This window comes from Pseudoalteromonas distincta (genome assembly GCF_000814675.1).
GTDB classification, from domain to species: Bacteria; Pseudomonadota; Gammaproteobacteria; order Enterobacterales; family Alteromonadaceae; genus Pseudoalteromonas; species Pseudoalteromonas distincta.
The window spans coordinates 36,270-62,922 of sequence record NZ_JWIG01000021.1; the positions used below are offsets into that span (position 1 = coordinate 36,270).

Annotated in this window: 24 protein-coding genes; 10 read left to right on the forward strand and 14 right to left on the reverse strand. The window is 41.0% G+C overall.

Annotation, left to right across the window (positions count from 1 at the left end):
* Positions 1–41: 41 nt before the first annotated feature.
* Entirely contained in the window at positions 42–1,385 is a 1,344-nt protein-coding gene (locus tag QT16_RS12560) for a M24 family metallopeptidase (protein ID WP_039488584.1), read from the forward strand.
* Between the two features lie 51 nt (positions 1,386–1,436).
* Here the strand turns inward: QT16_RS12560 and speD are convergent, their stop codons facing one another.
* The 10 genes from speD to QT16_RS12610 all read right to left on the reverse strand — a co-directional run bounded on the left by speD (position 1,437) and on the right by QT16_RS12610 (position 12,811).
* Entirely contained in the window at positions 1,437–2,249 is an 813-nt protein-coding gene (gene speD / locus QT16_RS12565; RefSeq protein WP_024597058.1) for an adenosylmethionine decarboxylase, read from the reverse strand.
* Between the two features lie 88 nt (positions 2,250–2,337).
* Positions 2,338–2,751, reverse strand: a complete 414-nt coding sequence (locus tag QT16_RS12570; RefSeq protein WP_002958863.1) for an OsmC family protein — start codon at positions 2,749–2,751, stop codon at positions 2,338–2,340.
* An 86-nt stretch (positions 2,752–2,837) separates the two neighbouring features.
* Positions 2,838–3,185, reverse strand: a complete 348-nt coding sequence (locus tag QT16_RS12575; RefSeq protein ID WP_002958862.1) for a DUF3802 family protein — start codon at positions 3,183–3,185, stop codon at positions 2,838–2,840.
* A 132-nt stretch (positions 3,186–3,317) separates the two neighbouring features.
* Positions 3,318–4,787, reverse strand: a complete 1,470-nt coding sequence (astD, locus tag QT16_RS12580) for a succinylglutamate-semialdehyde dehydrogenase (protein ID WP_002958861.1) — start codon at positions 4,785–4,787, stop codon at positions 3,318–3,320.
* A 15-nt stretch (positions 4,788–4,802) separates the two neighbouring features.
* Entirely contained in the window at positions 4,803–5,819 is a 1,017-nt protein-coding gene (astA, locus tag QT16_RS12585) for an arginine N-succinyltransferase (protein WP_002958860.1), read from the reverse strand.
* 85 nt (positions 5,820–5,904) lie between these two features.
* Complete coding sequence (locus tag QT16_RS12590) at positions 5,905–7,110, reverse strand: aspartate aminotransferase family protein (protein ID WP_002958859.1); 1,206 nt, start codon at positions 7,108–7,110, stop codon at positions 5,905–5,907.
* 379 nt (positions 7,111–7,489) lie between these two features.
* Complete coding sequence (locus QT16_RS12595) at positions 7,490–8,650, reverse strand: HDOD domain-containing protein (RefSeq protein WP_002958858.1); 1,161 nt, start codon at positions 8,648–8,650, stop codon at positions 7,490–7,492.
* Positions 8,651–8,693: 43 nt separating this feature from the next.
* The gene (locus QT16_RS12600) at positions 8,694–9,275 is read right to left on the reverse strand and encodes an anthranilate synthase component II (RefSeq protein WP_024596662.1); all 582 of its coding nucleotides are present in this window, start codon (positions 9,273–9,275) and stop codon (positions 8,694–8,696) included.
* Positions 9,276–9,378: 103 nt separating this feature from the next.
* Positions 9,379–11,652 (reverse strand): putative bifunctional diguanylate cyclase/phosphodiesterase, encoded by a 2,274-nt coding sequence (locus tag QT16_RS12605; protein ID WP_039488585.1) that lies wholly within the window; start codon positions 11,650–11,652, stop codon positions 9,379–9,381.
* Positions 11,653–11,821: 169 nt separating this feature from the next.
* A complete protein-coding gene (locus tag QT16_RS12610) occupies positions 11,822–12,811 on the reverse strand; it encodes a zinc-dependent alcohol dehydrogenase family protein (RefSeq protein WP_039488586.1) in 990 nt (329 codons plus the stop codon).
* A 124-nt stretch (positions 12,812–12,935) separates the two neighbouring features.
* On the opposite strand from QT16_RS12610, the gene QT16_RS12615 reads away from it, so the two are divergent.
* Both QT16_RS12615 and QT16_RS12620 read left to right on the forward strand, forming a co-directional pair.
* On the forward strand, positions 12,936–13,832 hold the full coding sequence (locus QT16_RS12615; RefSeq protein WP_007580072.1) for a LysR family transcriptional regulator: 897 nt from the start codon (positions 12,936–12,938) through the stop codon (positions 13,830–13,832).
* 159 nt (positions 13,833–13,991) lie between these two features.
* Complete coding sequence (locus QT16_RS12620) at positions 13,992–14,234, forward strand: HP1242/YdcH family protein (RefSeq protein ID WP_002958856.1); 243 nt, start codon at positions 13,992–13,994, stop codon at positions 14,232–14,234.
* A 62-nt stretch (positions 14,235–14,296) separates the two neighbouring features.
* On the opposite strand, the gene QT16_RS12625 is transcribed toward QT16_RS12620, so the two are convergent.
* Both QT16_RS12625 and QT16_RS12630 read right to left on the reverse strand, forming a co-directional pair.
* A complete protein-coding gene (locus QT16_RS12625) occupies positions 14,297–14,653 on the reverse strand; it encodes a putative quinol monooxygenase (protein WP_039488587.1) in 357 nt (118 codons plus the stop codon).
* A complete protein-coding gene (locus QT16_RS12630) occupies positions 14,653–15,483 on the reverse strand; it encodes an SDR family NAD(P)-dependent oxidoreductase (protein ID WP_039488588.1) in 831 nt (276 codons plus the stop codon). The genes QT16_RS12625 and QT16_RS12630 overlap by 1 nt, the downstream gene beginning before the upstream one ends.
* Positions 15,484–15,750: 267 nt before the next feature.
* Between QT16_RS12630 and galE the strand changes: the two genes are divergently transcribed.
* The 7 genes from galE to glpD all read left to right on the forward strand — a co-directional run bounded on the left by galE (position 15,751) and on the right by glpD (position 24,768).
* The gene (gene galE, locus QT16_RS12635; RefSeq protein ID WP_039488589.1) at positions 15,751–16,764 is read left to right on the forward strand and encodes a UDP-glucose 4-epimerase GalE; all 1,014 of its coding nucleotides are present in this window, start codon (positions 15,751–15,753) and stop codon (positions 16,762–16,764) included.
* A gap of 1 nt (position 16,765) precedes the next feature.
* On the forward strand, positions 16,766–17,830 hold the full coding sequence (locus QT16_RS12640) for a UDP-glucose--hexose-1-phosphate uridylyltransferase (protein WP_039488590.1): 1,065 nt from the start codon (positions 16,766–16,768) through the stop codon (positions 17,828–17,830).
* Positions 17,820–18,968, forward strand: coding sequence for a galactokinase (gene galK / locus QT16_RS12645; protein ID WP_039488591.1), 1,149 nt, complete (start codon positions 17,820–17,822; stop codon positions 18,966–18,968). The genes QT16_RS12640 and galK overlap by 11 nt, the downstream gene beginning before the upstream one ends.
* Before the next feature lie 19 nt (positions 18,969–18,987).
* Entirely contained in the window at positions 18,988–19,992 is a 1,005-nt protein-coding gene (locus tag QT16_RS12650; RefSeq protein WP_039488592.1) for a Gfo/Idh/MocA family protein, read from the forward strand.
* A gap of 29 nt (positions 19,993–20,021) precedes the next feature.
* A complete protein-coding gene (locus QT16_RS12655) occupies positions 20,022–21,344 on the forward strand; it encodes an alpha/beta hydrolase family protein (protein ID WP_039488593.1) in 1,323 nt (440 codons plus the stop codon).
* 207 nt (positions 21,345–21,551) lie between these two features.
* On the forward strand, positions 21,552–23,051 hold the full coding sequence (glpK, locus tag QT16_RS12660) for a glycerol kinase GlpK (protein ID WP_033020697.1): 1,500 nt from the start codon (positions 21,552–21,554) through the stop codon (positions 23,049–23,051).
* 211 nt (positions 23,052–23,262) lie between these two features.
* A complete protein-coding gene (glpD, locus tag QT16_RS12665; RefSeq protein WP_039488594.1) occupies positions 23,263–24,768 on the forward strand; it encodes a glycerol-3-phosphate dehydrogenase in 1,506 nt (501 codons plus the stop codon).
* 59 nt (positions 24,769–24,827) lie between these two features.
* On the opposite strand, the gene QT16_RS12670 is transcribed toward glpD, so the two are convergent.
* Both QT16_RS12670 and QT16_RS12675 read right to left on the reverse strand, forming a co-directional pair.
* A complete protein-coding gene (locus tag QT16_RS12670; protein ID WP_024596671.1) occupies positions 24,828–25,778 on the reverse strand; it encodes a 2-dehydro-3-deoxygalactonokinase in 951 nt (316 codons plus the stop codon).
* Between the two features lie 3 nt (positions 25,779–25,781).
* Positions 25,782–26,540 carry an SDR family NAD(P)-dependent oxidoreductase gene (locus tag QT16_RS12675; protein ID WP_002958845.1) on the reverse strand — a complete coding sequence of 253 codons (759 nt, stop codon included), beginning with the start codon at positions 26,538–26,540 and terminating at the stop codon, positions 25,782–25,784.
* Between the last annotated feature and the right edge of the window lie 113 nt (positions 26,541–26,653).

Here is a 26,653-nt window from a genome sequence, read left to right on the forward strand (position 1 = left end):
CTGGCATGTTAAGTACAAATTAGCCTAAAAATAGCCCAACTATGCAATACAATAAATTATTACTAATAAGCGCATGTTTGCTCGCAACACTATTTGTAAACCCTTTTGTTCAAGCTTCAGAATCTCCAACAATTCTATCAATGAAAGAGCGCGCAGCGTTTATAGATAAAATAACTGAGCTTAGAATCAATAGCTTAATGCCCTCGTTAATGAAGCAGCACAATACTGATATGTGGCTTCTTATAAGCCGCGAATACAATGAAGATCCAATATTAAAAACAATGCTGCCTGCAACATGGCTTTCAGCCAGACGCACCACTATTTTGCTATTTGCACTTAATAAACAAGGTGCGGTTGATGCTTACGCTATTGCGCCTTATAAAATAGGTAATGTATTTAAAAAAGGCTGGGATAAGCAAACACAACCTAGCCAGTGGCAGGCACTCAATACGCTTATTGAGCAATACAAACCTCGCAACATTGCGCTTAATACTTCTACCGACTGGGCACATGCCGATGGCCTTGTGCTAGGCGATTACAAAACCTTAATGGCTAACTTACCTGCCACTTATCACAATAAAATAATTTCTGCAGAGCCGCTTGGTGTTGCGTGGTTAGAGCAACGCATTCCTGAAGAAGTTGAAATGTATAAACATATTGTGGCTATTGCTCATCATATTATTGCAGAGGGGTTTTCGGGTAAAACAATTACGGTGGGTAAAACAACTAGCGATGACTTGGTATGGTGGTTTAGAGAGCGCGTAAAAGAGCTAAAACTACAAACATGGTTTCATCCAAGCGTTGCTATTCAACGCGCCGATGCGAAGTCGTTTAATCATGAAGAAAGCTTCACTAATGGCTACGATGATAACGTTATACAAGCCGGTGATTTACTTCATGTCGATTTTGGTATTACTTATTTACGTTTAAATACCGACACGCAGCAGCATGCGTATGTGCTCAAAGAAAACGAAACGAGTGCGCCTAGTTACTTAGTTGAAGCACTAAAAAGCGGTAATAAACTCCAAGATATATTTACCAATCAATTTGCGGTAGGAAAAACCGGTAATGAAGTTTTAGCTGCAGCACGAAAAGCCGCTATTGCTCAGGGATTAAAACCCACTATTTATACTCATCCTCTTGGCTTTCATGGTCATGCTGCTGGTACTACATTAGGTATGTGGGATTCTCAGCAAGGTGTACCGGGAGATGGGGACTATCCGCTACATTTAAATACGGCTTACTCAATTGAGCTTAACAATGCGGTGTTTATAAAGCCGTGGAATAAAGAAATAAGAATAATGCTAGAGGAAGATGCTATTTTTGATAAAAGCGGTGTCTGGTATTTAAATGGCCGACAAACACAATTATTGCTTATAAAATAAAGCAAAAAAATGGCGCTCACTGAGCGCCATTTTTAATTTAATTCGTTGCTATTATTCTGTATCTGGCAGGTTACGGCCATAGAATATTTCTTGCATTTCGCGAGTCAGCTTAGAGCGAATTTCGTCTTCTTCTTCGTCCGATAACTCATCAGTAGAAAGGCCGAATAAATAGGTATTTAAGTCGGTTTCTTTTAACATCATTTTAGTATGGAACAGGTTTTCTTGATACACGTTCACGTCCATCATTTGGTACGCTTCTTTGGTATCTTCTGTCATGAAGTTTTGAATCGAGCTAATAGCATGATCAATGTAGTGCTTAACACCGTTTATGTCGCGGGTAAAACCACGAACGCGGTAGTCTATTGTTACTACGTCTGACTCAAGGCTATGAATTAAGAAGTTTAACGCTTTAAGTGGCGAAATAATGCCACAGGTAGATACTTCAATATCAGCACGGAATGTACAAATACCATCATCAGGGTGAGCTTCTGGGTATGTGTGTACACAAATATGGCTTTTATCTAGGTGTGCAACAACTGAATCAGGTAATGGGCCTGGTGCTTCGTCAGCATCGTAATTTTGCTGCTCTTCTACTGGTTCTTCTGAAACCAAAATAGTTACACTTGCGCCTTGCGGTTCATAATCTTGGCGCGCTACATTTAAAATGTTAGCACCAATAATATCAACAACTTCACCTAAAATATCGGTTAGTCTATCTGCACTGTACTGCTCATCGATATATTCAATATATTCTTTACGTTGTTGCTCGGTCTTTGCGTAACAAATATCATAAATACTAAAGCTTAAACTTTTGGTTAAATTGTTAAAGCCATGAAGTTTAAGTTTATCGAAGGGTTTGTTCATAATAAACCAACCTATAAATTAGTGGGTTCTGCACCTGCAGAATGAAAAGTTCGCGGATTTTATACGAATTTTCCTCGTGGAAAAAGCGTTATTTTGCTTGATCTTGCACAACTTCGTGGCTATGCGTAATTTCTACTGTTTTATCAAGCATTAATGCAACCGAGCAATACTTTTCAGCAGAGAGTGAAACTGCACGTGCAAGGTGCTTTTCAGACACATTATTACCTTTAACAACAAAGTGTAAGTTGATTTTCGTAAACACGCGCGGTGCTGTTTCGGCGCGTTCTGCACTGAGTTGCACTTGTACGTCTGAAAAATCTTGTTTAGCTTTTTTTAAAATACTAACCACATCAACTGATGAGCAACAGCCAACTGACATTAAAACCATTTCCATTGGGCTTGGTGCTGCGCTATCGCTGCCGCCATCAAACACAACATTGTGGTTAGAATTAGAACGGCCAATAAACGTATCGCCTTCAACCCATTTTACATTTGCTTGCATTGTTATATCTCAAAAAAATATTTTCTTGATTGTAAGCAACTTAGCCGTAGTTGCAAATGAAAATGCAACGCAGGGCTATAAAATGGCTAAGATTGTTGTGCTAATGCGCTATCAAAGAGGTTTTTTACTAAACCTGCAAATTCATCTATAAAGGCATGCTGTTCAACCGTGACAGGCTGTGAGGTGATGCTGCTGAGGACTTCTTCTAAATCGTAAACTATGCCATCAACTTCACGTACAATTTGACTACGCTGCTCTGTGTTGAGGTCTGTGTGCTGCTCGCAAATAAGCATCACATTTTGTGCAATAACGTCTTCGATTAATTCCATTACTGTTGGAGCGCCTGGTTTTATTTCGCCTGGCTTCTCAAACAATGCTAAATTTTGAGTTAGATACATGATCAAATCATCGTACCCTTGCCTATCTAAAACCATTATGCGAACCACCTAAATATATTTAATTATGCTGATTTAAGCAGAAAGAGTCGATAATTACTAGCCTTGTACGATAGCAATACAAAAAAAGCAGCCGAAGCTGCTTTTATAATAATTAAGTAGTATTACTACTTAATCTATTTTTAAGCCTGGGCTTAGTGTTCCTGGCATCGCTACTTTTTCAAGCTCTACTGAAGCAACTGGGTATGCACAGTAATCAGCTGCGTAATACGCGCTTGCTCTGTGATTGCCCGATGCGCCAATACCACCAAACGGTGCTGCGCTTGATGCGCCAGTAATTGGGCGGTTCCAGTTAACAATACCAGCGCGAATACGACGTAAAAAATGGTCGTAATCTGCTGCACTATCACTCAATAAACCAGCCGATAAACCAAAGGTTGTATCGTTTGCTTTATCAATGGCTTGGTCAAAGTCGTCAAAGCGGAATACTTTTAAAAGTGGTCCAAAATGTTCTTCATCTGGGAAGTCACTAATATTTGTACACTCAATAATACCTGGTGTTACAAAACCGGTATTGGCTGTGTGCTCAAGCTCTACTAATACTTGAGCGCCAAGCTCAACAAGCTCGTTTTGCGCTTTAACCATGCCCGCTGCTGCCGCTGATGAGATCATAGAGCCCATAAATGGCTGGTCTGCATCATCGTAGTTACCTACTTTAATCGCTTTAGTTGCAGTGATAAGGCGCTCTAAAATTGCATCGCCTTTGCTACCTTTAGGTAAAAACAATTTACGTGCACATGTACAACGCTGGCCGCTTGAGATAAACGCTGATTGAATAATATCGTGAACAACCGCTTTAGTGTCTTCAACGTCAGTAATAATAAGTGGGTTATTACCACCCATTTCTAGCGCTAAAATTTTACCCGGTTGACCCGCAAACTGTTCATGTAAAATATGACCAGTACGCGAAGAGCCCGTAAAGAACAAGCCATCAATCCCTTTGTGAGCAGCAAGGGCTTTACCCGTTTCTACTTCACCTTGAACGAGGTTGATTACACCGGCTGGTAAGCCTGCTTTTTCCCACAGTTTAAGCGTAAGCTCGGCAACTTTAGGAGTCAGTTCAGACGGTTTAAATACAACCGTGTTACCTGCTAAAAGCGCTGGCACAATGTGGCCATTAGGTAAGTGGCCCGGAAAGTTATACGGACCAAATACGGCTACAACCCCATGTGGCTTATGACGAATCATCGCACGCCCAAGTGGCATTGCGTTTTCTACGTCGCCAGTGCGCTCTAAAAATGCTTTTTCAGAAATGGCAATTTTACCAACCATAGCACCCGCTTCTGTGCGAGTTTCCCACAGTGGCTTACCTGTTTCTTGTGCGATAGTAATAGCGAGCTCTTCGCTGTTTTCTTTTAATTGCGCTGCGAATGCTTTAATTATTTCTAAACGCTCAGTAAAGCTTTTATCAGCCCATACATAAAACGCTTCGCGCGCTGCATTTACTGCAGTGTCTACTTGCGCCGCAGTTGCTGATGATGCCTGCCAAATAACGTCGTTATTTGCAGGATTTACTGAATTAAATTCTGTGCCTTGGCCTTGTGACCATTGACCATTAATAAATTGTGCAGGATGAGTCATATACTTTCTCCTAAATTAAATCGTGGTTGCACTAACAATATCGCCAGTTTGCAAATGCAATGCATCTGCTACTTCTTGCGATAAAATAAGGCTTTTTGCGCGCTCGTCAAATGTCATTGGTGCAACGGTTGCTCTAAAATCTTCAAGCTTTTCGTTAGCTAGTAACACCATGGTGTCGCCAGTCATTTCGCCAATTTCAACGTTAAAGTTATTTGCATTACGAATCGTCGCAATGTTATCTACTTTTGCTTCAACCGTTGGGCCGCCGTCAAAAATGTCTACGTAGCCATTAAACGTAAAGCCTTCGCTTTTTAATAACTCGATTGCTGGGCGTGTGTTGTCGTGTACTTTACCTATTACGGCTTGCGCATCTTTACTTAGCAAATTTACATAAATTGGGTATTTAGGCATTAGTTCAGCAATGAAAACCTTTTGGCCAATACCTGTTAGGTAGTCGGCTGTTGGAAAATCCATTGAGAAAAAGTGCTCTTCAAGCCACTGCCAAAAAGGGCTACTGCCGTTTTCGTCAGACACACCGCGCATTTCTGCAATCACTGTTTGTGCAAAACGCTCTTGATGCTGCTTTATAAACATAAAGCGCGCTTTGGAAAGTAGCTTACCGTTACAATTTTTACGATAGCCATCTTTTAAAAACAATGTGCAAAGCTCTGTAGCGCCTGTGTAGTCGTTACATAGCGTTAAAATATCAACCGCTTTGTATACGTCTAATGTGCGCGAAGAGTGAATCACTTTACTTAAGTGATAATGATAAAATGCATCATCAAGCCCTACCGCAGCTTCAATTGCAGACGTACCTACAACATCACCGGTTTCGCTATCTTCAAGAACAAACAGGTAGCCTTCGTCACCGGGTTGTGACGTTTGCTTAGCAAATGAACTTACAGAATGGTCTATTTTCTTTTGCAATAGTTCTTCGTTTAATGGCAAAGACGTAAAACCATGCCCAGATTCGTGGGCAATTTTCAGTAATGCTGAGTAATCATTTTGCTGGATTGGGCGAAGGATCATCATGAGTCCGCTTGCTCCCTTATAAATAACGGTAAATAGGAATTGCAGGGCAAGCGGTGCTTGCCCTTAATTGGTTGGCTTAAGTCGCTTATGCGTTTACTACGCTTGCTACTGCTTTTTCAAAGCGTGCCATACCTTCGCGAATGTCCGCTTCAGGAATTACTAAAGATGGAGTGAAACGTACTACGTCTGCACCAGCAACTAGTGACATAAGGCCTTGCTCAGTACCTGCCACTAAAAACTCTTTTGCACGACCTTTGTATTGCTCGTTCACTACTGCACCAATTAATAAACCTTGGCCACGGATTTCGCTAAATACGTTGTATTTTTCGTTAACCGCGCTAAGTAATTCATTAAATAATGCGGCTTTTTCTTTTACGCCAGCAAGTACTTCTGGAGTATTTACTGTATCAAATGCAGCTTCTGCAACAGCACACGCAAGCGGGTTACCACCATAAGTAGAACCATGTGTGCCTACTTTAAGGTGCTGTGCAATTTCAGTTGTTGTGATCATAGCGCCAATAGGAAAACCGCCGCCAAGTGCTTTAGCTGAAGTTAAAATATCAGGTACTACGTTTAAGCCTTGGTATGCGTATAAATCGCCAGTACGGCCAACACCTGTTTGAACTTCATCAAAAATAAGCAGTGCGTTATGTTTAGTACATAAATCGCGAACGCCTTGAGCAAACTCATCAGTTGGTGAAACAATACCGCCTTCACCTTGAAGAGGTTCCATCATTACGGCACATGTTTTATCGCTGATAAGTGCTTCAAAAGCAGCAAGGTCATTGTAATCGCAATGTACAATGTCGCCAGGCTTAGGGCCAAAACCATCTGAATATGCAGCTTGACCGCCAACAGTTACGGTAAAGAATGTACGACCGTGGAAACCTTTGTTGAACGCGATGATTTGTGATTTTTCTGCGCCAAACTTATCAAGTGCAAAACGACGCGCTAATTTAAGCGCGGCTTCGTTTGCTTCTGCGCCAGAGTTGGCAAAGTAAACTTTTTCAGCAAATGTCGCATCAACCATTTTTTTAGCTAGGCGAAGTGCCGGCTCATTGGTCATTACGTTAGATAGATGCCAGATTTTTTCGCCTTGCTCTTTTAATGCGCCTACTAATGCAGGGTGGCAATGGCCAAGACAGTTAACTGCAATACCACCAGCAAAGTCGATAAACTCTCGACCTTGTTGATCCCATACGCGAGAGCCTTCGCCTCGAACAGGAATTACGCTTGAAGGTGCGTAGTTAGGAACCATTACGTGATCAAATAATTCGCGATTGACTGTCATTTTATTTCCTCTTAATTGTGAGCAACACAAAACATCAAAATAGGTGTTTGGTTAATATTTGTAACCAACTTTATAGGCAAGATCAGTAACCTGATAATTGCGCAAAATTGCTTTGTGGTTCAATTTTCAGACGCACATTATTTCAGAATTACTTATATCTGTCTCGTTAAAAACTTTCATGTATCCCTTGAAAATAAAGGGCTAAAGATATTATTTCATAGATAGTGAATAACTATTTGCATAGCTATTTATGCTTATTTTTAGGCAACTAACCGCATGAGTACAGAGGCGCACACGCTTTAATCGGCAAATATGTAATATAACAATAAGATGAGAATGAATGGTTAGTCGCAAAAAAATTAACAAAAAATTCAGATTTTTAGTCAATTTGAATAGCTAAATTGGTAAAATTACTCGATTGGAGGGTTTTTAGTTCCGTTTTAGTGAACTTAAAGTGCGAAAACCAGCTTAGAGCTTCATCAGGTTCAATAAGTTGATGTTCTTTTAAATTAAGATATTGAGAATAGCACCGTGCTTTTAGCATTACTTCTGTTAATGGCAGTAATGTATCGCCCTTATCTACCCCATTTACTAGCTGCTGCATTACCCCTTTAAACGGTAAATATTTAAAAGCCATTTTGTCTATTACCTTAGCGCTTACTTCTATCGATTTATTGCTAAGTAGGGTGGTTAAAAATAACGGGTCGGGCTGTAGCTCTAATAATGCGGTGTGTAAATCTTTTTGGTTTTCATTTCGGGCTAGCTGTACTTTACGTTGCCATATTTGCTCAAACGTTTTTAAGTACAAGCGCACTAATGCAATTCGCCCTACATCTAAAAGCATACCAAGGGTAAATGCATGAACGTCATTTACATTATTAATTTGTGCAATTTTTTGCGCAGCAATGGCGTTTGCCATGGCACTGTCACGTAAACGACGTTTTAATAACGAAAATGGTTCGGTACTATGTGGCATCCAATGGCGGGCAGCAAATGTAGGAATAACTAGCTGTAAGTTATCAAGGCCAATATAACGAAGGGCGAGCGATGGCTTATCTACTTTTACAGACGTGTTTTTACTACGTTGATTACGATAGTAAGGTAAATTAACGAGCGTTACTAACTCCCTACCCAACCAGCTTATATCATTAACCAATGGCTCTAAACGCCCTACCGACGCTGACTTTACCGCTAATATATCGAGTATATTGGCAATACCATCTTCAATACCTATGGTGCTATGAATTACGCCATCTATATCTTCGAGCTGCTTATATATAGCTGTTTCAATAGTTTTGTGCAGCTGTTCACTCGCTTGAGCGCGGTACTTATGATGTGCAGTACTGCTTTGCTGGCGTTTATTCTGTGCGGCCACTTCAACCTGAAGCAAGGTACGCTGCTTCATGGGTTCGCCGTAATCTATATCTAATGTATGAATGAAACCAATTTGCTGATGCGCAAAGCTATGCCCAAGCAATAAGTCATGAGCTCGTTGGCTTAGTATTTTGGCAGTACGCTGCTGGGCTACAAGTTCAGTCATGACATCCATTAATAAAGTATAAAATGCTATGTGTATTATAACATTAGAAGCGAGTTAAAAAGTTATCAAGCAGTTCTAAGCCTTGAGCAGTTAAAATAGCTTCGGGATGAAACTGCACACCTTCGATAGCAAGTTCATTGTGTAACAACCCCATAATTTCGTCAAACTCGCCTTGCTCAGTTTGAGTCCATGCGGTTACTTCAAGCTCTTTAGGCAGAGTTTGCGCTTTAACCACTAAAGAATGATAACGACATACCGTTAACGGATTAGCTAAGCCTTTAAACACCCCTTTATTAGTATGAACTATGGGTGATGTTTTACCGTGCATTACTTTTTTAGCACGTATTACATCTCCACCTAAAGCTTGTGCAATAGTTTGATGCCCTAAGCAAATCCCTAAAATAGGATATTGCCCTTTTAGTTGCTCAACAACATTTAGTGAAATACCCGCTTCGTTAGGGGTGCATGGCCCTGGCGATAACACGATGTGCTGCGGGTTTAACTGTTTTATTTGGGCAATGCTTAGCTCGTCATTACGCTTTACTAAAACGTCTTGATCTAAACGCTGAAAATATTGCACTAAGTTGTAAGTAAACGAATCGTAGTTGTCGATCATCAACAGCATTACACAACAGACCTTATAAATTATTGGCCACTACTTTACACAAGTGGTACTAAGCGCTGCATTCTACCACTATTAATTAACCAACATAAATTAGCAAAAAGCGTTAAAAGCTAACTCCTTTCGCTAAAAATACTTCAAAGTCATTAGCAGGTACTGGCTTACTTAGTAAGTAACCTTGTATTTGATCGCACTCATAGTCGCTTAACTGCTTTAGTTGCTCAACTTCTTCTACACCTTCGGCAATAATTTCGAGCCCTAAGTTTTTAGCTAATTGGCAAATACTTAACACCAATGCTTGGTCGCGGGTATCGGTTACCATGTTGCGTATAAATGACTGGTCAATTTTTAATTTATTAACCGGAAAACGCTGTAAATAGCCAAGCGATGAATATCCCGTACCAAAATCGTCAATTGATAAGCTAATACCCAGTGCACTCAGCGCCTGCAGTACTGAAATACCAAACTCTTCATCGTCCATAATGGCGGTTTCGGTAATTTCTAGCTCAATTAAATGTGCGGGCACGTTAAAATGCGCCAACCGCTGTTTTATGCTTTGCACAAAGTCTTGCTGTGTAAATTGCCTTGCCGATATATTAATAGCCAGGCGTATGTTTAAGTTTTGCTGATGCCATTTTTTAGCTTGCTCAAACGCAGTATCGAGTATCCACTCCCCTAGCGGTAATATGAAACCACTATGCTCTGCAATAGGAATAAACTGCGCAGGAGATATAAACTTCCCATCATCAAACCACCTAATTAAACATTCGCAGCTGTCTATGGTTTGCGATTTAAGGTGCATTTTAGGCTGAAAATAAAGCTCAAACTGCTGCTTTTCAATGGCGGTATCAAGGCGCCGAGCAATATGCAGCTGCTGAGCGTGCTTAACTCCGCTTTCGGTATCAAAATAAGCATAGGGAATATTACGTTTTACCGCCTCTTCTAAGGCAATATTGGCATGCAGTAGAAGCGTTTTATAGTTATTACTGGTTGGGTAGCGAGTTACACCGCAGTTAAAGCTCATACGCATTTCACCGTACGGTGTGCTAATAGCTTGGCTTAAACGGCTTTGTACGCCTTTGAGTAAGTCATCTAGGGTTGTTGAGCAATCTTGTTCGGTATAAATAACCACAAAGTTTGCATCGGCAATGTGATAAAAGGTCAGTTTGTTTTTACTTTTTAACTGCTGAGAAAATTTATTAGCGCTGCGCGATAAGTGCATAGCAAAGGCATTTATACACTCGTTAGCGCCCGATAAACCATATTGCTCAAGCAATAGCTTAAAATGGCTAACATCAATCAGCATTAGACTAAAAGGCTGCTCAAGCGAAATTAGCTCATTGGTGTATGTTTCTAAACTGGCTTGGTTTGGCAACTTTGAATACGGGTGATGAAAGGCTAAGTACTCTAATGAGCGCTCTGCCTCAAATTGCTCTGTTACATCGCGTATGTGTATATCAAAGGCATCTATTTCTTGCAGCCAATGTATTTGGTAAGTGAGATAATGGTTATCTAGCTGTGTATAAAAGCGCTCAACATGACTAGCCGACTGCTTAGTGTCTATTAGTTGCTGCTTTATATTAGGGCTTAGTAATGCAATGGGCGTACTGTGTTTATCGCTTACATACGCTTTATGCATAGCAATAGCGGCAGGGTTACAGTAGTTAAGATCAAGGTTGGCACTTAAACTAACAATTGGGTTAGGGTTGCGCGTTGGAAATAGCGCTAAACGTTCGTTACGGGTACTAAGTTTTATAAATTTAGATGCGTAACGCCCTGTATAAATACTTACCAGCACTATGGCAAACGTAAACAAAAACACAATATTGACTGTGGTGTGCAGGTTGCTTTCGGTGTCTTTGTAGCCGCTATCAACCGCATTCGAAATAACCGTTTCTGCATTTGTTAAGTGCCCCATCACTTGGGCTTGCAGTTCGGTTAGTTGCTCTAGTTGTTCTCGGGCTAAATCCCAACTAGTGCTGCTGCTTGATAAGTTTTCGTGTAATTTAAGTGCTAAGTCTAAACCACTTTTAAACTCATCACTTAAGCTGCTTTCTAGCGCTAATGCGCTGTGGTTTTTATCTAGGTTTTTTATTAGCGCAAGTATACGTACATGGTTTTCTAAAAAGTCGATTAAATAAAGTTCACGCTTACTAGTTGCGTAATACTCATATAATAAGCGCTCTTGCTTTACTAGGTAGGTTTCGATTAAACGAATATCGCGCAGCGCCGGAATTTGTTGTTCCATTAAGGTCGATGAGGTGCGCTTAATGGTTTCTGCCTGATAATAAACCATCGCAGACAGTACACAGCCTACTAGCACAATACCGATATAAAACTGCTTAGCTTTACTGGCAAATTTATTAGTGAATATTTTCATATAAACGCTTGCTCTGACCCTAAAATATTAACAACTCATTTCAAAACGTAATTATATACGATTAATAAAAGCACTATTGTTTATATTTGGTTATAAAAAAGGGTGTACAAACGTTAATCAGGCAGGCATAAAAAAGAAAGAGGCCGGCGAGGATGCCGGCCTTAATAATTTATTGTACAGAAATAACAACTTTACCCATGGCTTGGCCACTTGCTAAGCGATCATGCGCTTTAGCTGCGTCTTCTAAACTAAAGTCTTGCTCATCAAGTACTGGGCGCATACCGCCTGCTTCTACAATTTGTGCAAGCTTTGCTAGTTTGTCGCCGTGGTCTTGACGGTTAAAGTCGTGAATCATTGGAATAAGCATAAAGATTACGTTTAACGATAACCCTTTAAAGTGTACTGGGCTTAAGTCTACTTCTAATAAAGAGAGCGTTGTAGATACCTGGGCATTTAGCTTTGCTGCTGCAAACGAGTTAGTAAGGTTACCGCCTCCTACTGTGTCAAATACCATATCAAAGCCCACATTGCTGGTATGTTTTTCAACGTATTGATCTACGGTTTCGTCTTTAAAGTTAATGCCTGTAGCGCCAAAGCTTTCTATTAGTGCTAGTTGCTCTGCGTTACCGCCAGTTGAGTAAACATCAGCGCCAAAGTGTTTAGCTAGTTGTACTGCTAAATGGCCTACACCACCTGCGCCACCGTGCACTAACACTTTTTGACCTGCTTTTACATTTGCACGCGTTAAGCCTTCAAGTGCAGTAATACCTACAAGTGGAATAGCGGCTGCTTCTTTCATGGTTAGATTTTTAGGCTTGTGAGCAATTAAGCGCTTATCAGCAAGCATAAACTCAGCAAGTGCACCTGGTAAATCGCCTAGGCCACCAGCACAACCGTAAATTTCATCACCTACAGTAAACTCTGTTACACCGTCTCCCACAGCTTCAATAGTGCCCGCAAAGTCCATACCTAAAATGCCTGGTAACTTTGGAGCAAATGGTAAATCGGCACCCATTTGACGAATCATCATATCAATTGTATTTACGCTAGTTGCAGCAATGCGAACCAATACGTTACCTGCGGTTACTTGTGGTTTTGCAACCTCTGCTGCTACAAACTCTTCAGTGCCACCAAAATTATTAATTGTCATTGCTTTCATGAGTGTTGCCTCTATTAGCTGTTTATAGTTAATGTGTAATGAGGTTTCATTGTAGCTTTGCCTTTAATAAATGATAATAAGGCTAAATACACAATCTGTTTCAACATAATATTGAGAATCAAGTATGAATAATGACCACCTTGCTTTGTTTGTACGCATTGCTAATACATATAATATAAGCCTTGCAGGAAGAGAGCTTGATTTATCACCAGCAGTAGCGAGTGCATATATTAGTAAGCTTGAGGAGAACTTAGGAGTACGACTTATTCATCGTACTACGCGCAAGGTGTCGCTGACCGAAGAAGGCGAGGCATTTTTACCTCATGCACAAGAGGTGCTAGCAACATTAGAAACCGCACGCGCCTCGGTAGGTGCAGGAAGCTTAGTGCCGCAAGGTACATTACGTATCACTGCGCCTGCTTCTTTTGGACGCATGCATATAGTCCCTGCCTTAAAAAGTTTTATGCAAAAATACCCAGGGCTGACTATAGATTGCCGCTTTAGCGATACTATTGTTGATTTAGTAGAAGGCGGTTTTGATATTGCAATTCGCGATGCGGCACTTAAAGATTCAAACCTAATTGCTCGCAAACTGGCATCAGATAACCGTATTGTATGCGCATCGCCTGAGTATATAGCTAAAAACGGCTTGCCTAAAACACCACAAGATTTAGTTAATCATCAAACTATTAACTTAGCCAGTATAGAGAGCTGGGGTTTTAAATCAGGTAAAGACACTCTTAATATTAAAACCAAAGGCGCACTTCGTTTTGATAACGGTGAAGCCGTTCGTGATGCGTGCGTACAAGGGTTAGGTATTACTATTAGTTCAAATTGGTGTAGCTATAAATATTTAGAAGATGGCAGCCTAGTAGAAGTGTTAAAAGACTTTCCGCTGGTAGCTAATGCCGATATTTGGGCTGTATATCCAAGCAATAGATTATTAGCTCCTAAGGTGCGTGCGTTTATCGATCATTTTATTGCCTACTTTGGTGAAGTCCCTTATTGGGAAAAACAGTAACGGCTAAAAAGTAAAAACGGTTGTTTGTGCTACATCAAATTAGTGGCTCGATGGTTGAATTATATCTATGTAAGCCCCAGTGTATTATATGAAAGGCAGTAATTCACTTATACAACTCACTTACTTGTGAGCTCATTTATATCCTACTAAGGAGCGAATATGTTAGGCGAAGACCACTCATTAACAAATGACTTTCCAGAGTACTTAAAGACCATTGCCGAGTTAAATGAAAGCGATACTGAATTTGCAAAAAAAGCAGATAAGTACGACAAGCTAGATAAAGAGATTAGAGTGTTAGAGCTCAAAGATGCGCCCATAAGCGATGAACAAATGCATCTATTAAAACACGAACGTACAGAACTAAAAGATTGGCTATACGAACGCTTGCAGCAAGAGCAGTAATGCAACTAAAAAAAGAGCTCACTGATGAGGTGAGCTCTTTAGATCAACAATGGGTATTTTCTCTAAAACTTTACAAAGCCACCCACAGGTTTCATAAATACACTGCTTGGGCCTGCAAAGGCTTGTGCAAACTCTTCTGATAATTGACTAAATACCGTTACTTTATCCATATCAACTACGCTTAAAAATAGTGGGCCACTTTCGCCCCAACCAGCAAGATGCGCTTTAGCAGCATCTTCATCTTGGTAACGCTCGTAAATATGTACATTGCGCTTGTCTTCACTTACTGTCCACTCATACACTAAAGTGCCCGCTTCACTTTTAGCCAAAGTAACTAATTGTGCCATTACCAGTAAAAACTCATCGTATTTACCTTCTTTAATTTGGCCTTGTACTGTCCAGGTAACATGATTTTTCATTATGCTTTACCTAATTTAAGCTGTGCTAAAATACTGTCTAACGTATCTACTAATTGTTGATTTTTAGCATTATCAAGTGCATCAACATGAGGAGGCGCAAAGCGTCCTGTATCGTTATCAAAATACAGGCCTGCGGCATCTTTAAATTCATCACTAAGCGCTGCGCGACAAAAAATATCTGCGCCAATTTTTAAATCCCCACCATCTATACCGTAAGCGTCTTTTACCATTTTGCTTCCCAGTAAAGATTTAGGGTTTACCGATACAACTAATGGTCCAGTATCTTTAAGCTCAAGCCCTAAATGACGCGACCACATAGTAATAGCCAATTTACTTTGTGCATAAGCCGCACTATCAGAAAGTTCAGTGTTACCTATAAGTGCATTTAAGTTAACGCTTGATTGCGCAGCTGATGAGACATTAACAACTCGCGAATCATGACCAAGGACAGGTAATAATAGTTTTGTAAGAAGATATGGCGCAATCGTGTTTACAACAAAGCGAGCATCAAGGCCATCAATTGTTGTAGCATCAACTAATTGATAAACGCCTGCATTATTAATTAGTACGTCAAGCTGGTTATTATTTTCGGCCAAATCGGCTAATACATTTTTTGCCAAAGTTTGAACTTGGCTCATATCGCTTAAATCAGCAATATAAGTATGTGTACTTGCCTTTGGGTATTGCTCGGTTAAAGCTACTTGTAGCGCGCTGAGCTTTGCTTGGCTGCGGCCATGTAATAATACGGTGTGACCTTGTGCTAATAACATCTTTGCAGTTTCTAGCCCAATGCCATCGGTAGCACCGGTAAGTAAAATTGTTTTGTTCATGTTGATCTCTCCTTACTTTATTTTCGCTATATTAGCACCCCGACTTACTGCTGATAATTAGGCCAATAGTTGAATCAGTTTATAGAATTAATTGATAAAGCTAAGCCTATGTTAGTTAATATAAAAGCATTCCTTTAAAAGGCAGATGAGTGTTTAAGCTGAATATTTTTTATGCTTTTATTTGAATTACTCAGCAATCATAACTATTGTTTTTAAACCACCTTAATAGTAGTATTTATCATATAAATACACTTTTCGAGAAATAACATGAAAGTTTTAGTTACTGGCGGCATGGGTTACATAGGTAGCCACACATGTATTGCATTGCATGAAGCAGGTATTACACCTGTTATTTATGATAACTTGTCTAATGCAAGTGCGCGGGTACTTGACCAACTCGAAAAGATTACGGGTACTCGGTTTGAGTTTATTTTGGGCGACATACAAGACGAGCAACAGTTTAAGCTCGCTCTAAAACATACTAAAGCCGAAGCTGTCTTTCACTTTGCAGCTTTAAAAGCCGTTGGCGAATCTACCGAGCAACCGCTGCGTTATTATCAAAATAACGTGTCGGGCACATTAAGCATGCTACAAAACATGCAAGATGAAGGCGTTAACCATATTATATTTAGCTCATCGGCTACAGTATACGGTGAGCCAGACTACCTCCCTATTGACGAAAAGCATCCTATACGCGCAACTAATCCTTATGGTTGGACTAAAGTCATGGTTGAACAAGCCATGCAAGACGTATGTAATGCCAACAGTCAATTTATGGGTATTGCGCTTCGTTACTTTAACCCAGTAGGTGCACACCCAAGTGGTTTATTAGGTGAAAGCCCTAATGGTATTCCTAATAACTTAATGCCCTTTATTGCTCAAACTGCAGTAAGTAAACGTGACGTGGTTAATATTTTTGGTGACGACTACGACACCGAAGATGGCACAGGCGTGCGCGACTATATTCATGTTTTAGATTTAGCTAAAGGTCATGTTGCGGCATTTATGCAGCATAAAACAGATACCGCATTTCATGCTTACAACTTAGGCACAGGGCAAGGTTATTCTGTGCTTGATATGATCAACGCATTTAGCGCATCAGCCAATAAAGATATTCCGTATAAGATTGCACCGCGCCGAGCAGGTGATATTGCCTGTAACTACGCCGATGCCACAAAAGCGCAAAACACACTTAACTGGCACGCAGAACTAACACTTAGCGACATAACAAACGACACATGGCGCTGGCAAACTAATTACCCAAGTGGGTTGGAGAGTTAATATGGCTTTATTAGAAAGTACTCACAGACGTAAAAATCCGCTAACGGGTCGTTGGGTATTAGTGTCACCACATCGTAATAACCGTCCATGGTTAGGCGCAACAGAAGCCGTTAACGAAAACGTATTACCAAAACACGATGAAAGCTGCCCACTTTGCCCAAGTAATACCCGTGCAAATGGCGACAGTAACCCTGATTATAAATACACACACGTATTTAGAAATGACTTTGGTGCATTAACGCCTAATGCCAGCGAGCAATTACAAAGCTTAGAATCAGACAGCGATTTATTTATTGCCGACGAAGCCAGTGGCGAATGCCGCGTAATTTGTTTTTCTCCAGAGCATAATAAAACACTTCCAGAGCTTGAGCACGATGCATTGCACGAAGTAGTAAAAACCTGGAAAGAAAATTACACAGAGCTTGCACAGCAGTACGAATGCGTACAAGTTTTTGAAAATAAAGGCGAGATCATGGGTTGTTCGCAACCTCATCCTCACGGCCAAGTTTGGGCTCACTCGCATTTATCAACCGAAATAGAAGCCGAAGATACCCAGCAGCTCGCCTATTATAAAAAGCATGGCACAGCTATGCTTGCCGATTACGCGCAAAAAGAGCAAGCAGATCAAACACGTGTTGTATTTGAAAACGAACATTGGCTTGTAGTGGTGCCATTTTGGGCAGCATGGCCGTTTGAAACAATGCTAGTAACTAAAGATAACATTCAAAACTTTAGCCAGCTAAACGATGCGCAAACAGACTCTTTGGCTCAGGCACTTAAAGTATTAACCACTAAGTACGACAACGTATTTAATTGCAGCTTCCCATACTCAATGGGATGGCACAATGCACCGGCTAATCGTGGCTCAGATGAGCAACATTGGCGCTTACATGCTCATTTTTATCCGCCGCTACTTCGCTCTGCTACTGTTAAAAAACACATGGTAGGCTACGAAATGCTAGGCGAAAGCCAACGCGATTTAAGCGCAGAAACCGCTGCTTCTATTTTAAAAGCAGCCAGTACAACACACTATAAAGATACAGCAGGACACACAGATGAAGCTTAACGAATTCCAACAACAATTTTTGTCACTGTATGGCGCGCCTGCTCAAGGTATTGCTGCAGCACCGGGGCGTGTAAACCTTATTGGCGAATTTACCGACTACAACGACGGTTTTGTTTTACCGTGTTCGTTAGAGTTTCGCACCCAAGTAATGTTTAAAGAGCGCGACGACAATATTATCACTGTACATTCTTTAAATTACCCTGGCGAAAAAGACAGCTTTAGTGTTGATGAAGAAATCACTGAAGGCCAGTCGCAATGGGGTAACTACATTCGTGCTGTTACTTATGTTCTTAAAAGAGCGGGCTACACACTGCGTGGCGCCGACCTACTAATTGACAGCAACTTACCGCAAGGTAGTGGCTTGTCGTCATCGGCCGCACTAGAAGTTGCTGTAGGCGGTATGTTTAACCATATTGCACAGCTTGGTTTACCGCCAGAGCAAATTGCGCTATTTGGTCAAGAAGCCGAAAACGACTTTATGCATTGCCAATGCGGCATTATGGATCAGCTTATTTCAGCTAAAGGCGAGAACGGTCATGCACTATTAATCGACTGTGAAAACTTAGCAACTAAATCAGTTAAAGTTCCTGATGATTTAAATATTGTTATTGTTAATTCAAACTACCCGCGTAAGTTGGTTGATAGCGAATATAACCAGCGCCGTATTGACTGCGAACAAGCTGCTGTAAAAATGGGTGTAGAAACACTTCGCCAAGCCACCATGGCTGGCCTGCAAGCAGTAAAAGCGACATTAAGCGAAAACGAATATAAACGTGCACACCACGTAATTAGCGAAAACGACCGTGTAATTGCAGCAACTACTGCACTACAAAATAACGATATGGATGCACTTCGCACGCTAATGGCAGCATCGCACCAATCACTTAAACACGACTTTGAAGTAACCGTACCTGCAACCGATGGCTTAGTAGAAATTTGTAAAGAAGCGATGGGCGATCGCGGCGCAGTACGTATGACTGGGGGTGGTTTTGGTGGCGCTATTGTATGTTTGTGTCGCGATGCGGAAGTACCACTAATTAAAGCAGCGGTAGAAATGCATTACTTTGAACGCTTTAATTTAAATGCTGATATTTATGTATGTTCAGCGGGTTCAGGATTACAAATTACGTCTTTTTAAATAAACTTAAGGAATAAGCATGGCAAAGGTTAATTGGGGAATTATTGGGTGTGGCAATATAGCTCACACCTTTGCTACAAGCATTGCGCATTGCAGTGATGCACAGCTTATTGGCGCTGCATCAACGAGTATGCAGCGCGCTAAAGAATTTGCCACACCGTACAATATTCAAGGCTATGAGAGCTATCAAGCTCTTATGCAATGCCCAAACATTGATGCTATTTATATTGCCAATACGCACGATCAACACTTTAAAACAATAGCCCAATGCTTAAAACACAATAAGCACGTGCTAAGCGAAAAACCAATTACCGTTAATGCTAAGCAGTTGCAAAGTCTCACTGAGCTTGCAAAACAACAAAACTGCTTTTTAATGGAAGGCGTTTGGATGCGGTTTTTACCAGCCATAGTAAAATTACAACAGCTCCTAAATGAAGGTGTTATTGGTAATGTGCACAGTGTTAATGCCAACTTTAGTTTACCCGGCAGCTTTGCCGACAGCCACCGATTAATGAACCCTGTAACAGCGGGTGGCGCCCTGCTCGATTTAGGTATTTATCCTATTTCGATTGCTGATGTGGTATTTAATAAAGCCCCTGAACACATCAAATCCTTTGTACATAAAAGCACAACCGGCGTTGATGAGCGAAGCACTGCTATAGTTGATTACGGTAACGGGCAATTTGCATCTCTTGCCAGCGCACTACAACAAAGTGGCCCCACAGAAGCATGTATTAATGGTGAGCTTGGCTATATTCGAATACCTCAGTTTGTAGGTGCAAAAACACTAGAGCTACACATAAACGACCAAGACCCGCAATGCTTTGAATACAACTTTAGTGACGATGAAAACTTTAAGTTTGAAATTGCACATGTCACACAGTGTATATTACAAAAACAAACCCAAAGCAGCGTGTTGCCCCTCAGCACTAGCTTACGAGTTATGAACATAATGGATACCTTACGAGCACAATGGCAGTTGCAATATAGCAATGCCGTCGAGTCGGCTGAACTGACAAATTAAAAAATAAAAATACACAACAAGGACACACAATGACACACACACTCAAGGCGCTTTCAAAAGCCATATTACTTGCTACGTGCAGTTTATCTGCCAGTGTAGCTGTTGCTCAATCTAATAAACCAGAGCAGCTATACCCGCCAATCACTAGCGAAGTACTCCCAGAGCTTGCAGCTAAAGGTAGCTACAATGTAGGTGTGCAAACACTTGATTTAGTTAACCCTGCGCAATTTGACCCCGCTACACAAGGCCAAAAAGATCGTCCTTTAAAAGTAGAAGTGTGGTATCCGGCTGCAAATACAGCAAAAGCGCCACTTACCAGCTACAAAGATGAAACTCGCTCAGGTAAAGAGTTTACTTTGCAAGCCGATGCAATGCGTGATGTCGCCATTAATAATAAAGAGCACTACCCTGTCATTGTGCTTTCGCACGGTTATACCGGTTACCGTACAATTATGTACTACCTTGGCGAGCATTTAGCGTCGCACGGTTACATTGTGGTAGCTATTGATCATACTGACTCAACCAATGCCGATGTTGATTTTGAAAACGCACCGTTCTCTGGCTTTTTTAGCACGCTTATAAATCGCTCACGCGATCAGCAGTTTGTTATTAATTACTTTAATGAGCAAAACAACTTTGCAAGCAAGCAAGTAGATAACAAAAGCGCAGGTGTAATTGGTTACTCAATGGGTGGCTATGGCGCGGTAAATACAATAGGTGGTTGTTTCGCTTTTAATGAGCAAACTACGGCTATGTTTACGGGTATGAAAGACCCAGCTCAAATTAAACAAGTACAGCAATTACTAAACAGCTGCGCTGGTGGGCAATACCAAAACCCAAAAGTAGACCCTCGTATAAAAGCGATGGTGGCCTTTGCACCATGGGGCGGACAGCACGCTATATTTGACGCCAAAGCAATGGAAAATATTAAAGTACCTTCGCTTTATGTAGCCGGTAACTTAGATGACATTTCAGGCTATGAAGGCATTAAAAGTCTTTATAACCAAACAGGCAGCAAAGATAAGTACATGCTTACTTACAAAAATGCACGCCATAATATTGCACCACACCCAGCCCCTGCTATTGCACAAAGCAGCAGTGAGCTAGATATAGGCCATTACTACGAGCCTTCGTGGTCTATGCGCACACTAAACGAGACCAACAAACACTTTGTACTTGCCATGATGGATTGCCACGTAAAAGGCATAGCCAGCGAGTGTAAATACTTAGATTTACCACAAAACGGCGACCAAGCTGTTGTTGATGGTAAGCCGCTGCCACAGTGGCGCGGGTTTGATAATCGCTTTTCTACCGGTATGGATTGGCAACAAGCTAAACCTCACACCAAGTAATAATAAGCTTTAAGCGGTTGTTTTAATCAATAGCCGCGTACGCCCTTAAAATAATGCAAAAATAAAACGCCTTTTATATAAAAGAGTTACTAGCAAATATTAGCGTGTTTATTTTTTAATCTGCTATTTTAAGAAAAAACCATTGCCATTAACTTCGGTTAAAGGCAATCTAGTCATATATAAGATAAGATAAATAACACAAATATCATGTCCAAATACATACTCTCAATTGATCAAGGAACCACAAGCTCTCGGGCCATCTTGTTTACAAAAGATGCAGACGTTTTTGGTACAGCACAACAAGAATTTTCGCAGCATTTTCCACAAAATGGTTGGGTAGAACACGACCCTAACGATATTTGGCAAACAGTGCTTAGCACTAGTCGCGAAGTGTTAACTAAAAACGATGTAAAGCCTGAAGAAATTATTGCCATTGGTATCACCAATCAGCGCGAAACCACTTTGGTGTGGAACAAAAAAACAGGCAAAACAATTTATAACGCTATTGTATGGCAAGACCGTCGCACCAGTGACTATTGCGAAAGCCTAACAACTGATGAGCTTTGCCAAACAATAAGCGATAAAACAGGCTTACTGCTCGACCCTTATTTTTCGGCCACTAAAGTTCGTTGGATTTTAGATAACGTTGAAGGCGCACGCGAACAAGCCCTTGCAGGCGAACTCGCCTTCGGTACGGTTGACACTTACCTACTTTGGCAGCTAACTGGCGGTCAAGAGCACCGCACCGATGCAACCAATGCATCGCGCACCATGTTATTTAATATTCATACCCAGCAGTGGGATCAAGAGCTTTTAGAGTTATTCGATATTCCAGAATCTATGCTGCCAGAAGTAATGGATTCAGCTGACGAGTTTGGTTCAACCAGCGCTGACATTTTTGGCGCGCCAATTCGTGTTTGTGGTATTGCAGGCGATCAACAAGCTGCGCTTGTAGGACACGCATGTTTTGAACAAGGCATGGCTAAAAGTACTTACGGTACTGGCTGTTTTTTAATGCTTAACACTGGCGAAAAAGCACTGACCTCAGAAAACCGCTTACTGACCACTGTTGCTTATAGATTAAACGGCAAGCCAACTTACGCCATTGAAGGCAGTATATTTATGGCTGGCGCAACTATGCAGTGGATTGTTGAAGGCTTAAAACTACTTAGCCATGCTGGCGAAAGTGAATCGATGGTTAAAGATGTACCGCTCGATCATGGTGTATTTTTAGTGCCTTCGTTTACTGGTTTAGGCGCTCCTTATTGGGACCCTAATGCACGTGGCGCTATTTTAGGGCTAACACGCGACTCTGGTATTAGCACTATTGTTGCGGCTGCTTTGCAATCAGTTGGCTACCAGACCAAAGATTTACAAAAAGCGATGGAGCGTGATGGCCTTCGCCCAAGTGTGCTTCGTGTAGATGGCGGTATGGTAAAAAATAATTGGGTTATGACTTTCTTATCTAATATTTTAGGTGCAACAGTTGAGCGACCAACAGTGACCGAAACCACTTCTTTAGGGGTCGCTTATTTAGCGGGCTTGCAAGCAGGTGTGTACGAGTCGACTGAACAGTTATCTAAAATGTGGACATGCGACCGTCGCTTTGAGCCCACCATGAGTGCCGACGAGCGTAACGATCTATACGCAAAATGGCAGCACTGCGTAGCTCAAGTCTGCTTAACGAATAAAAACTGCCCGCAGTAAATACTAAGAGGCTAAGGCTAATACTTTAGCCACTTTGCTTTTTTAACTTAGCTAAATGCTAGATTTAAAAGGCATGCTTTACTGCTTAAAATTGAAAATGGATTGGCGTCAAAATTAACGAATAAAAAACTGGGTTTTCTATTGTCAAATGAAAACAGCAGCTTTATGATGCTTATGTCTTATTTATATTACAAATAAAAAGGTTAGCTCGGTGGAATTAGCAGATAACGAATATGACTTACTAGTCATCGGTGGCGGTGTAAACGGCACTGGAATAGCAGCTGATGCAGCTGGCAGAGGGTTAAAAGTTCTATTGTGCGAACAATCAGACCTTGCCTGTGCAACATCTTCAAACAGTTCTAAGCTGATCCACGGCGGTCTGCGCTACCTTGAGCACTACGAATTTAGATTAGTAAAAGAAGCGCTAGCAGAGCGTGAAGTGCTACTTAAAAACGCACCTCATATTATGTGGCCGCTAACCTTTAGATTGCCGCATCAAAAACACCTGCGCCCTGCGTGGATGATTCGTATTGGCTTGTTTATGTATGACAACCTAGCAAAACGCGAAACACTAGCGGGTTCTCGAAGCATTAAATTTGGTGAAAATAGCGTTTTAGAACCCTCTATTACTAAAGGTTTTGAATACTCAGATGGCTGGGTTGATGACTCTCGCCTAGTCGTTTTAAACGCCCTAGCAGCGCAACAAAAAGGTGCTGTTATTACCACGCAAACTAAGTGTGTAAATGCTAAACGTGAGCAAGGTAAATGGCAGGTAACGCTTGAGCAGCAAAAGAGTAAAGCTAAATACACCATTTCTGCCAAAGGGATTGTTAATGCTGCGGGTCCTTGGGTTGCTAAATTATTTGACGAAGCACTAACAGAAAAATCACCACAAAATATTCGCCTTGTAAAAGGTAGCCACATTGTAGTGCCTCGTATTCACGATGAAAAACAAGCTTATATTTTACAAAATAAAGATCAGCGTATTGTGTTTGTTATTCCGTTTGAAGATGACTTCTCACTTATTGGCACAACCGATGTAGAACACAAAGGTGAAGCACAAGACGTTAAAATTAGTGATGAAGAAATTGATTACTTAATTGATATTACTAATACCTACTTTAAACAACCGATTAAACGCGAAGACATAGTACATACCTTTTCTGGTGTACGCCCATTACTTGATGACGAATCAGTTAATGCACAAGCCGTTACTCGCGATTATAAATTAGAGCTTTCGAGTGATGCTAAACAAACACCTCTACTGAGTGTGTTTGGCGGAAAAATTACAACTTATCGCAAACTTGCCGAAGCTGCGGTTAATAAGCTTGAAGATTTTTATCCGCAAATGAGCAATGCGTGGACCAAACATAGTCCGCTCCCTGGTGGTGATTTTAGCTCTGTAGAAGCACTTAAATCAGAGCTAAAAGCAAAATACGAATGGCTACCTGAAATAACACTTAAACGCTTTGTACGCACTTATGGTACTCGTGCTAAACATATTTTAGGTAGTGCAACTGGGCTGAGTGATTTAGGCCAAGATTTTGGCCATGGTTTATTTGCAGCAGAAGTAGATTACTTGCTAAATGAAGAGTGGGCAGAAAACGCATACAATATTTTATGGCGCCGCAGTAAATTAGGACTACGTTTTAATGAGGCGCAAGTTGCTGCGCTTCATGATTATATTGAGCATAACCAAGCAGCTAAAAGCGCTTAACTATCAAGTTATAATAGCTTCCTGTTAACCCCTTTATAATTTAACCGTTATAAAGGGGTTTATTTTTTTGACTCTAAATTAAATAAATAATTAAAGCCACTAAGCGTCGCTGTTTTAATATCAAACTCAACACACTTCACACCTATTTGGTTAAGCGCCGTAGTAAAACACTTATTCAGCTGCTTTGTGCCAATCACCACAACTTGTGTATCACTTAATAATTGCCATTCACTAGCGTGGCGAGCTGCTCGTACATCGCTGCCAATTAATACACCCGACAAATAGGCTTTGGCTTGTACTGGCGTTAACTCCTTTGAAAGCTGGCGGGTACGCACACTAAAAATACCATGTGCCAAGTTACCGCTATCACTACCTAAAGTTAGCTCACAGCCTTGCTCAAATGCTTTAAAGTCAAATTCACCTTCTGCACAGTCGTTAGGAATTAAAACACTTTGATGACATAACAAATCATATAACTCACCGGTCATGGCTGTTTTAAAGCAAATGATTTCGCCGTTGTTTATAAGCACCCATTTGGTATGTGTGCCAGGCAAACAGAGTAATATTTTACCTTGTTGATACTCTGGGTTTTGCTTTAAAAACCCTAAAATTTGCAGCTCTTCGCCGCGCATTACATCAAACAAGCCATTTTGCAGCGTACACTTTGTGCCAGGTAACGCTTTAATAATATGTCCATCGCAATCAAAGCTAACCGCAGCATTAAGTAACCCTTCGGGATTAATCGGGCATTCTAAATAAGGCGTTTCGTGCCAGCCGATGCTTGAGGTAATTTGCCCAGCAATATATATAGGTAAGCTGCCATATTCTTGCTTCCACACTGCAATGGTGTCGATTAGGGTTTGCTCAAAATTTTGATTTGCCTTAACAACACCTGGGCCATCACGTTGTGCTAATAGTTTAAGTGTTGATTGCGCTCGTACTTCGCACAAATAAGCGCGTAAATGGCTCGTGCCCCAGTCAACAGCAATAAAAAGAGATGAAGTAGCCAAGCTTTAAAGCCTCCCACCGTCAATTTTAATACTTTGCCCGGTGATCATACTGCTTTCATCGGCGGCTAAAAAGAGTGCCAAATTAGCAACATCTTCAGGAGTTACTAATTTTTTAAGCGCCATGGCTTCCATCCACTTAACTTGCTCTTCTTCGGTAAACCAGCTTGCTAGTTGACGGTCGGTAGCCACCCACCCTGGTAAAATAGCGTTAACGCGAATACCAAACTCGCCGTAATCGCGAGCCAGTGCCTTAGTCATACCTATTAGGCCTGCTTTTGCGGTTACATAGCCTGCCATTTGAGGTTGCCCCATAATAGCGTTAATAGAACTAAAGTTAATGATACTGCCCGCTCCATCGCCCTTCATAAAAGACATAGCAACTTGAGAGGCAAAAAATGCAGGGTTTAAGTTTATTTGTAAGCACTGATCCCAGTCTTGCACTGTAACGTCTTCGCTTGCTTGACGGCGATCGTTCGCTACATTATTAACTAGTACATTAATGGCACCAAAAGCGGCGCATGCATCCACAAGTGATTGCTGAAGTGCATGAGAGTCAGTTACATCAACTTGCCTATACCATAGTTTTGCATTGGGTAAATCACGAATAAGCGATTGCGCTGCCTTATCATCAATATCGATAAATGCTACTTTTGCATTTTGGTTTACAAAGGATTTAACCATTGCTCTACCAATGCCTGATGCACCGCCTGTAATAAAAATTACTTTACCAGAAAGACTATGATATTGAGCTAGGGTGTTCAAATTCAACTCTCCATACAGCGCATTTTCAATTTTAATTAAACCCTTTATAAACTTACATTTACAGTATAAAGAGCCAAACTAAGTTGTTATTGCTGTGCTAAAATATTTAACTA

Coding starts and splice junctions, on each gene's coding strand:
- QT16_RS12610 (WP_039488586.1), bottom strand. CDS start 12,811: ATGAAAGCAATGACAATTAATAATTTTGGTGGCACTGAAGAGTTTGTA.
- QT16_RS12640 (WP_039488590.1), top strand. CDS start 16,766: ATGGCTTTATTAGAAAGTACTCACAGACGTAAAAATCCGCTAACGGGT.
- QT16_RS12615 (WP_007580072.1), top strand. CDS start 12,936: ATGAATAATGACCACCTTGCTTTGTTTGTACGCATTGCTAATACATAT.
- QT16_RS12620 (WP_002958856.1), top strand. CDS start 13,992: ATGTTAGGCGAAGACCACTCATTAACAAATGACTTTCCAGAGTACTTA.
- QT16_RS12625 (WP_039488587.1), bottom strand. CDS start 14,653: ATGAAAAATCATGTTACCTGGACAGTACAAGGCCAAATTAAAGAAGGT.
- QT16_RS12605 (WP_039488585.1), bottom strand. CDS start 11,652: ATGAAAATATTCACTAATAAATTTGCCAGTAAAGCTAAGCAGTTTTAT.
- QT16_RS12630 (WP_039488588.1), bottom strand. CDS start 15,483: ATGAACAAAACAATTTTACTTACCGGTGCTACCGATGGCATTGGGCTA.
- QT16_RS12595 (WP_002958858.1), bottom strand. CDS start 8,650: ATGACTGAACTTGTAGCCCAGCAGCGTACTGCCAAAATACTAAGCCAA.
- QT16_RS12590 (WP_002958859.1), bottom strand. CDS start 7,110: ATGACAGTCAATCGCGAATTATTTGATCACGTAATGGTTCCTAACTAC.
- galK (WP_039488591.1), top strand. CDS start 17,820: ATGAAGCTTAACGAATTCCAACAACAATTTTTGTCACTGTATGGCGCG.
- QT16_RS12575 (WP_002958862.1), bottom strand. CDS start 3,185: ATGGTTTTAGATAGGCAAGGGTACGATGATTTGATCATGTATCTAACT.
- QT16_RS12570 (WP_002958863.1), bottom strand. CDS start 2,751: ATGCAAGCAAATGTAAAATGGGTTGAAGGCGATACGTTTATTGGCCGT.
- speD (WP_024597058.1), bottom strand. CDS start 2,249: ATGAACAAACCCTTCGATAAACTTAAACTTCATGGCTTTAACAATTTA.
- QT16_RS12655 (WP_039488593.1), top strand. CDS start 20,022: ATGACACACACACTCAAGGCGCTTTCAAAAGCCATATTACTTGCTACG.
- QT16_RS12600 (WP_024596662.1), bottom strand. CDS start 9,275: ATGCTGTTGATGATCGACAACTACGATTCGTTTACTTACAACTTAGTG.
- astD (WP_002958861.1), bottom strand. CDS start 4,787: ATGACTCATCCTGCACAATTTATTAATGGTCAATGGTCACAAGGCCAA.
- astA (WP_002958860.1), bottom strand. CDS start 5,819: ATGATGATCCTTCGCCCAATCCAGCAAAATGATTACTCAGCATTACTG.
- QT16_RS12650 (WP_039488592.1), top strand. CDS start 18,988: ATGGCAAAGGTTAATTGGGGAATTATTGGGTGTGGCAATATAGCTCAC.
- glpK (WP_033020697.1), top strand. CDS start 21,552: ATGTCCAAATACATACTCTCAATTGATCAAGGAACCACAAGCTCTCGG.
- galE (WP_039488589.1), top strand. CDS start 15,751: ATGAAAGTTTTAGTTACTGGCGGCATGGGTTACATAGGTAGCCACACA.
- QT16_RS12560 (WP_039488584.1), top strand. CDS start 42: ATGCAATACAATAAATTATTACTAATAAGCGCATGTTTGCTCGCAACA.